This window comes from Psychromonas sp., assembly GCF_983033635.1.
The window spans coordinates 1-8,156 of sequence record NZ_CEZLMY010000161.1 but is presented as its reverse complement, the minus strand read 5'-3'; the positions used below and the strand labels follow the sequence as shown (position 1 = coordinate 8,156).

The 8,156-nt window shown below is 39.3% G+C and carries 9 protein-coding genes; all 9 read left to right on the top strand.

The genetic code is table 11. The annotated features are described in order from the left end of the window. On the top strand, nucleotides 1-2,045 hold a 2,045-nt coding region (gene pheT / locus AC4GME_RS15485; RefSeq protein WP_490379711.1), incomplete at its 5' end, for a phenylalanine--tRNA ligase subunit beta. A 3-nt stretch (nucleotides 2,046-2,048) separates the two neighbouring features. Further along, nucleotides 2,049-2,357 carry an integration host factor subunit alpha gene (locus AC4GME_RS15480; protein WP_490376304.1) on the top strand — a complete coding sequence of 103 codons (309 nt, stop codon included), beginning with the start codon at nucleotides 2,049-2,051 and terminating at the stop codon, nucleotides 2,355-2,357. A 323-nt stretch (nucleotides 2,358-2,680) separates the two neighbouring features. After that, nucleotides 2,681-3,130, top strand: coding sequence for a transcriptional regulator NrdR (gene nrdR, locus AC4GME_RS15475; protein WP_490376303.1), 450 nt, complete (start codon nucleotides 2,681-2,683; stop codon nucleotides 3,128-3,130). Nucleotides 3,131-3,164: 34 nt separating this feature from the next. Further along, nucleotides 3,165-4,310, top strand: a complete 1,146-nt coding sequence (gene ribD, locus AC4GME_RS15470) for a bifunctional diaminohydroxyphosphoribosylaminopyrimidine deaminase/5-amino-6-(5-phosphoribosylamino)uracil reductase RibD (protein ID WP_490379710.1) — start codon at nucleotides 3,165-3,167, stop codon at nucleotides 4,308-4,310. 1 nt (nucleotide 4,311) lies between these two features. Then, on the top strand, nucleotides 4,312-4,977 hold the full coding sequence (locus tag AC4GME_RS15465; protein WP_490376301.1) for a riboflavin synthase: 666 nt from the start codon (nucleotides 4,312-4,314) through the stop codon (nucleotides 4,975-4,977). 25 nt (nucleotides 4,978-5,002) lie between these two features. Then, the gene (gene ribBA, locus AC4GME_RS15460; RefSeq protein WP_490376300.1) at nucleotides 5,003-6,109 is read left to right on the top strand and encodes a bifunctional 3,4-dihydroxy-2-butanone-4-phosphate synthase/GTP cyclohydrolase II; all 1,107 of its coding nucleotides are present in this window, start codon (nucleotides 5,003-5,005) and stop codon (nucleotides 6,107-6,109) included. A gap of 63 nt (nucleotides 6,110-6,172) precedes the next feature. Then, nucleotides 6,173-6,640, top strand: a complete 468-nt coding sequence (gene ribH, locus AC4GME_RS15455) for a 6,7-dimethyl-8-ribityllumazine synthase (RefSeq protein WP_490376299.1) — start codon at nucleotides 6,173-6,175, stop codon at nucleotides 6,638-6,640. A gap of 5 nt (nucleotides 6,641-6,645) precedes the next feature. Next, the gene (nusB, locus tag AC4GME_RS15450) at nucleotides 6,646-7,077 is read left to right on the top strand and encodes a transcription antitermination factor NusB (protein ID WP_490379712.1); all 432 of its coding nucleotides are present in this window, start codon (nucleotides 6,646-6,648) and stop codon (nucleotides 7,075-7,077) included. Nucleotides 7,078-7,187: 110 nt separating this feature from the next. After that, the gene (locus tag AC4GME_RS15445; RefSeq protein WP_490379709.1) at nucleotides 7,188-7,907 is read left to right on the top strand and encodes a DUF445 domain-containing protein; all 720 of its coding nucleotides are present in this window, start codon (nucleotides 7,188-7,190) and stop codon (nucleotides 7,905-7,907) included. Nucleotides 7,908-8,156 lie beyond the last annotated feature (249 nt).

Genomic DNA, 8,156 nt, shown 5'->3' with positions numbered 1-8,156 from the left:
CATTTGGTATGTTGTGTAGTGAATCAGAGCTTGGCATGGCAGAAAGCGCAGAAGGTATCATTGAACTACCTGCAGATGCGCCAATCGGTAGCTGTGTTCGTGAATACTTACAACTTGATGATGTAATTATTGATGTTGATTTAACGGCTAACCGTGCTGATTGTTTCGGTATTGCCGGCCTTGCTCGTGAAGTAGGTGTATTAAACAGCGTATCTGTGACTGAGCCAACATGGGAAAACGTTGCGGTAAGCATTGATGATCAAGTTGCGATTAATCTGCAAGCACCAACTGCATGTCCTCGTTACTTAGGCCGTGTTATCCGTGGTATCAACCAGGATGCTACAACGCCATTATGGATGGTTGAAAAATTACGTCGTTGTGGTGTGCGCAGTGTTGATGCGGTTGTAGATATTACTCAGTATGTACTGCTTGAGTTTGGTCACCCGATGCACGCTTTTGATTTAGATAAATTAGAAGGTGGCATTGAAGTTCGTCTTGCAACTCAAGATGAAAAATTAACTTTATTAGATGGTAAAGAAGTTAAATTAAACGAAGATACATTAGTGATTGCCGATCAACAAAAAGCGCTAGCAATGGCTGGTATTTTTGGTGGTCAAGATTCGGGTGTAGCAACAGGTACAACTGACATTTTCCTGGAAAGTGCGTTCTTTGCTCCGCTTGCAATTGCTGGTCGTGCGCGTGCTTACGGTCTGCATACAGATGCATCTCACCGTTATGAACGTGGTGTAGATCCAGTATTACAAGCAAAAGCGATGGAACGAGCAACACAACTGCTTGTTGAAATCTGTGGTGGCAGTGTTGGTCCTATTACTGAAGCGGTAAGTGAAGAAAATATACCTGCTCAAGCAACGATTACGCTACGCCGTAGTAAATTAGATCGTTTAATCGGTATTTCAATTGATTCTGACCGTGTTGAAGAAATCCTTACCCAGCTCGGCTGTGAAGTGACTGCTACTGCTGATGCGTGGACAGCTATTGCTCCGACGTACCGTTTTGATATGGAGATTGAAGAAGATCTAATCGAAGAAGTGGCACGTGTTTATGGTTACAACAATATCCCCAATATTGCGCCAGAAGCCGCATTAACTATGCCAGCTCATAATGAAGCAACATTAAATCTGTCTAGAATTCGTGACGTATTAGTGAATCGTGAATACCAGGAAGCGATTACTTATAGCTTTGTTGATCCAGATAAACAGCTTAAATTACATCCACAAGCTGACGCATTAATTCTGCCACATCCTATCTCTAAAGATATGTCAGCAATGCGTGTTAGTTTATGGACTGGTTTATTAGAAAGTGTTTCTAAAAACCAAAAACGTCAACAAAACCGTGTACGTTTATTCGAAACGGGTTTACGTTTTGTTAAAGATGAAAATGCTGAGAATGGTATTGCACAACAAGAGATGTTATCGGGTGTTATCATTGGTAATTTAAATGATGAACATTGGAATATCGAAACACGAAATGTTGATTTCTTTGACCTAAAAGCAGATTTAGAAGCGCTATTAGATCTTTGTGTTGATGACTCAAGCTTTGAATTTAAAGCTGAGACACATAGTGCATTACATCCTGGACAGTCTGCAGGTATTTACCGTGATGGTAAAAATATCGGTTATATCGGTACATTGCACCCAAGCCTGACTAAACCTTTTGCATTAAACGGTACGGCGATTGTATTTGAAATCGAATTAGATCAAATCACCACCCGTAAATTACCGCAGGCTGGCGATATCTCTAAGTTCCCGGCTAACCACCGAGATCTGGCATTTGTTGTTGATGAACAATTAAATGCAGGTAACGTCTTAAAATTTATAGAAAAAATTGGCGGAACTGAATTAGTTGGCATAAACTTATTTGACGTATACCAAGGACAAGGTGTTGAGGAAGGTAAGAAGAGCTTAGCAATAGGTTTAATCTTACAAGATACGACTCGTACCCTGGAAGAACAAGAGATTGCTGAGAGCGTGAATAATATCGTAGAAGCAGTTTCTCTGGAGTTTAATGCATCGTTGAGAGATTAATTTATGGCACTGACTAAAGCTGAAATAGCGAACCATTTATCCGAAAAAATTGGTTTAAGCAAACGAGAAGCAAAAGAGTTTGTTGAGTCGTTTTTTGAAGAAATTAAAGCAACGTTAGAAAGTGGAGAGGCAGTTAAAATCTCTGGTTTTGGTGGCTTTGAATTAAAAGATAAAGGTGAACGTCCAGGTCGTAACCCTAAAACTGGTGAAGATATTCCTATTGCCGCACGTCGGGTTGTTACATTTCGAGCAGGACAGAAACTGAAAGAATTGGTAGAAGAAAATTTACCAGACACAGCAGACAAACTTTAGTTTTCTCATCGTAATAAAAAAGTCGCATTTGCGGCTTTTTTTTTACTTTGTAAAGTATCTACTGGGTATAATGCCAATTGAAGATAGTTCAAGTTTATGAGCTGGCTGTTCTGCGCTCGTTTTTTAGCCGTACAGACAATTTGGCGGACTGAACTCCGATTTCACATTTTAGGTAAACCGTTAAAACTTTACAGCTCTACCCGGTTAATGACGATGGTATAATAAATCAGACTATTTAATTGTGTTTGCTATAAAGTTGCCATATAGCTAGCTATAAAAAATTTAAGAACAAACTATTTAATCCCCAACAAGAGTGAAAAATTATGTACTGTCCTTTTTGTAGTGCACAAGATACGAAAGTGATCGACTCTCGATTAGTTGCAGAAGGCTCTCAAGTACGTCGTCGCCGTTCTTGTAATGAATGTCATGAGCGTTTTACCACCTTTGAAGTCGCTGAACTTGTTATGCCTCGTTTAATTAAATCAGATGGTCGCCGAGAGCCATTTAATGATGATAAATTGCTGGTAGGAATTAATCGCGCACTTGAGAAAAGACCGGTTAGTATTGAAGCGATAGAAAGTGCGGTTAATAAACTTAAATCTACATTACGTGCAACTGGTGAACGTGAAGTACCATCGAAAATGGTTGGTGAATTAGTGATGGAATTACTGAGAAGTTTAGATAAAATTGCATATATTCGTTTTGCTTCTGTGTATCGCTCATTTGAAGATGTAAAAGAGTTTGGTGAAGAGATTGCTAAACTGGAAAAATAACCGTGTTTTTGTCGGTTTTATATGTGGAATATAGATGAACGCTGCTCACTTTTCAGATTTAGATAAGCACTACATGTCCCGCGCCATCGAATTAGCTAAAAAAGGGCGCTTTACTACTTCCCCTAATCCCAATGTTGGTTGTGTGGTTGTAAGCAATGATATTATCGTTGGCGAAGGTTTTCATGAAAAAGCGGGCTTGCCCCATGCCGAAATTAACGCCTTAGCCATTGCACAAACTAAAGCAATCAATGCTACTTGTTATGTCACTTTAGAGCCGTGTTCTTATTACGGTCGAACACCACCTTGTGCGTTAGCATTAACCGAAGCAGGGGTTAAACGAGTGGTGATTGCGATGGTTGATCCCAACCCTAAAGTAGCAGGTCGCGGTATCAGCATATTAGAAGAAGCCGGCATTCAGGTGGATATCGGATTGCTTGAAAATGAAGCCCTAAAATTAAATCGTGGTTTCATTAAGCGTATGCAAGTTAAGCAACCGCGTGTAACCGTCAAGTTAGCATCTAGTCTGGATGGAAAAACAGCACTGAAAAATGGTGAGAGTCAGTGGATCACAGGCCCGAAAGCGCGGATTGATGTGCAATATTACCGAGCGATGCAAAGTGCAATTTTAACAGGTAGCGGTACTGTGATTGCAGATGATCCCAGTCTCAATGTTCGTTATGAAGAATTACAACAAAGCACTGATTTTAAGAATGAAATCGAAAAGTCTGCAATTCGTCAACCGATTCGCATTGTTTTAGATTCACACAATAAATTGAGCCTCAATGAGAAGCTGTTTACACTTGCCGGTAAAGTGCTGTTAGTTGCGCTTTCACCGCGTGCTGATTTACAAAATAAACAGTTTAAAGCTGATGTCGAGCAGGTTATCTGCGCCGATGATGGTCATGGCCGCATTGATTTAAATCTGTTGTTAACTTCCTTAAATGACTATGAAATTAATGACCTTTGGGTAGAAGCTGGTGCCACACTTTCTGGTGAATTTTTTAAAAATCAATTAGTTGATGAATTTATACTGTATCAGGCACCAAAATTAATGGGCGATCAGGCGAGAAACTTAGTAAACTTACCTAACTTTTCAAAAATGGACGAAGTTGTGCAGTTAAAGTTACAAAATATGGCTTTAATTGGTGACGATATTCGACTTATAAGTAATCGAGATTAATATGTTTACAGGCATCATAGCTGCAGTGGGTCATGTCACTGCAATTAAACACAATGAAAAAGATATGACCATCAGCGTTGCTTCAGGAGAGCTGGATTTAAGCGATGTTAAGTTAGGTGACAGCATCGCTAATAACGGTGTTTGTTTAACCGTGACTAAATTAAGTGATGGAGGTTTTGATGCTGATGTTTCTTATGAAACCATAAAACGCAGTGGTTTTGCACAAATTAAAACAGGTTTTGCTATTAATTTAGAAAAAGCGATGCAGATGAACGATCGTTTTGGCGGGCATATTGTCAGTGGCCATGTTGATGGAGTGGGAGAAATTACTTCGATTACGCCGCTTGGCAATGCGTTTGAATATTGGATTAAAGCACCTAACGAATTAGCTAAATACATTGCTGAAAAAGGTTCAATTACTGTTGACGGCATCAGCCTGACCACTAATGAAATTGATGGCGCTTCTTTTAAATTAACTATTATTCCGCATACTATTGCACAAACTAATATGGTTAATTATTCCGTTGCTACTCAGGTCAATTTAGAAGTGGATGTGATATCGCGTTATTTAGAGCGTCTGATGTTGGGCGAAAAAGCTTCACAAAGTACAAAACAAGAAAATAAATCAACAATGGATCTGCTCGCTCGTAGCGGGTTCTTAGGTTAAGCCTGGCAACCGAATAGGGACAAACATGAAATTAAATACTACTGCTGAAATTATTGAAGATATCCGTTTAGGTAAAATGGTTATTTTAATGGATGATGAGGATCGTGAAAACGAAGGTGATCTGATCATGGCTGCCGATTTGGTGACACCTGATGCGATTAACTTTATGGCGACTAACGGCCGCGGTCTAATCTGTTTAACGCTGACAGAAGGACGCTGTGAACAGCTTAAATTACCATTAATGGTTGATGATAATACCGCCGCTTTCTCGACAAACTTTACTGTTTCTATTGAAGCTGCTGAGGGAGTGACTACGGGTATTTCTGCTGCCGATCGTGCGGTGACGGTACAAGCTGCTATTGCCAAAGATGCCAAACCAACTGATATTGTGATGCCTGGTCATATCTTCCCGCTAAAAGCGCAGGCCGGCGGTGTATTAACACGTGCTGGTCATACTGAAGCTGGTTGTGATTTAGCGCGTTTAGCTGGGCGTGAACCAGCCGGGGTAATTGTTGAAATCTTAAATGATGATGGCACTATGGCACGTCGTGCTGATTTAGAACTGTTTGCTGAAAAACATGGGCTAAAACTGGGTACGGTTGCCGACTTAATTGAATACCGTAATAACAATGAAACGACTATTGAGCGAGTCAGCAGCTGTAAATTACCGACTGAGTTTGGTGAGTTTGATTTAGTTGCATACCAGGACACTATTGATAAACAAGTTCATTTTGCATTAGTAAATGGCGAAATTAAAGAAGGTGCGACTACTAACGTTCGAGTGCATTTACAGAACACTTTTACCGATAACTTCTTTTCAGACCGTTTAGGTGCACGTACTTGGCCTTTAAGTAATGCAATGCAGCGTTTAGCGAAAGACGGCGGCATACTGGTGATGTTAGGTCATCAGGAAACGGCGGAGTCATTAATCGAACAGGTTAAACATATCGCTAAACAGGACGCGGGAGAGCGTGTTTCATCTAAACCGCAGGGGGCAAGCCGCCGTGTTGGTGTCGGTTCGCAAATTTTGCGTGATTTAGGTGTGCATAAGATGGCACTTTTAAGCTCTGAGAAAAAATATCACGCATTAGGTGGTTTTGGACTGGAAGTCGTTGATTACATCACTGAGTAATCAATGTTAGGCATAGAAATAAAATGTGTTAGAATGCACAAAAATTTGCAATAAGGGTAGAAAATGAAAATAATTGAAGGTGGCTTAGCTGCTCCACAAGCGAAAATCGCAATCGTAATCTCTCGTTTTAACAGCTTTATCAATGAGCAGTTATTAGCGGGCGCAATTGATACCCTTAAACGTACAGGTCAGGTTGAAGACGATAATATCACTGTGGTTCGTGTACCTGGTGCTGTTGAACTTCCACTTGCAGCTAAACGTGTTGCAGCATCTAAAAAATACGATGCAATTATCGCATTAGGTACAGTTATTCGTGGTGGTACACCACATTTTGAATTTGTTGCTAATGAATGTAATAAAGGTCTTGCACAAGTCTCAATGGATTTTGATACACCAGTAGCATTTGGTGTATTAACAACGGATTCAATCGATCAGGCAATCGAACGTGCAGGCACTAAAATGGGCAATAAAGGTAGCGAAGCTGCTTTAAGTGCTTTAGAAATGGTTAATGTAATGGCGGAATTAGGATAATGAAAATGAAACCTGCAGAGCGCCGTCGCGCTCGTCAATTTGCAGTACAAGCGGTTTACCAATGGCAAATTACTCAACTAAATGTTGGTCAAATTATTGATCAATTCAGTGTTGATCAAGATTTGTCAAAAACAGATGTTCCATACTTTAAAGAGTTATTAACGGGTGTTGTTCATCGAGTTGAGTCTTTAGATGAAAATCTGTCTCCATATCTTTCTCGTAAAATCGGTGATGTGGATATGGTTGATCTTGCGGTATTACGTATTGCAATGTTCGAGTTAACTTACCGTACTGATGTACCGCATAAAGTGGTATTAAACGAAGCGATTGAGTTGGCTAAAGATTTTGCAACAGACGAGTCTTACAAATTTGTAAATGGCGTTTTAGATAAAGCATTACGTAGTTTAAAACTGCGTGAAGAAACTGCTAACGGTTAATTGCAAGCTATTCTTCACAAATTAAAATCCAGTAGCCATTTACTTAGCTACTGGATTTTTTTTGTACCCTAGAAATAGGTTCAGAAATTGAAACTCGAACAGGAAAGATAATGAATAAAAGTTTTATTACCAATTTAGTCGCAACTGTCATTTTGATAGTGGGTTTACTATTAGGTGAAAGTGAATATGCAGCTATTTTAACTATGGTTGGTTTATTTGCACTTTCCGGTGCGTTAACGAACTGGTTAGCGGTATTTATGTTATTTGAAAAAGTGCCGCTTTTATATGGCTCTGGTGTTGTACCTGCACATTTTGAAGAGTTTAAAAAAGGCATTCGCTCATTAATGATGGATCAGTTTTTTACCCTTGAAAATGTAGATCGATTTTTAAGTGCCGGTTCCCTTTCACCGACGCATCTTAATTTACAACCAGTTATCGAAAAAGTAGATCTTAACCCGACCTATGACGGTTTAGTTACAGTGATTATGGAGTCTTCATTCGGCGGCATGTTAGGCATGTTTGGCGGCGAGGAAGCATTAACACCGCTGCGTGAACCGTTTATTAAACATATGAAAAAATCAATTATCGATTTAACAGAAGATGAAAAATTTATTGCTCTTTTAAAAGATGAGATTGAGCAACCAGATATGATGCACGATATCTTAGCAAAAATTGAGCAGATCATTGAACAACGTTTAAATGAATTAACCCCGTTATTAGTTAAACAAATTATTCAAGCAATGATTAAAAAACATCTTGGTTGGTTAGTTGTTTGGGGAGGAGTATTTGGTGGTTTGATCGGTTTAATCAGTACTTTTGTTATGATTTAAAATCACAGGCATAGAGTTTTAAATTCTATGCCTTTTATTTTTTTCTTTGCATAAAATAAACTGGATATTCTTCTGCTAGCTAGAATTGTAAATCAAATATGATTGCAAACCTTTTTAATCCCCTTAAAGACTCCCCCCTCAAAAGCTGTTGGCATAAATCTCCTTATCAGTAATACCAATCCGCAAAATTAATTGATCTATTTTTGTTTTTGGAAGTGCGGTTTTAACCGCGCAATATCATAGGCGCGA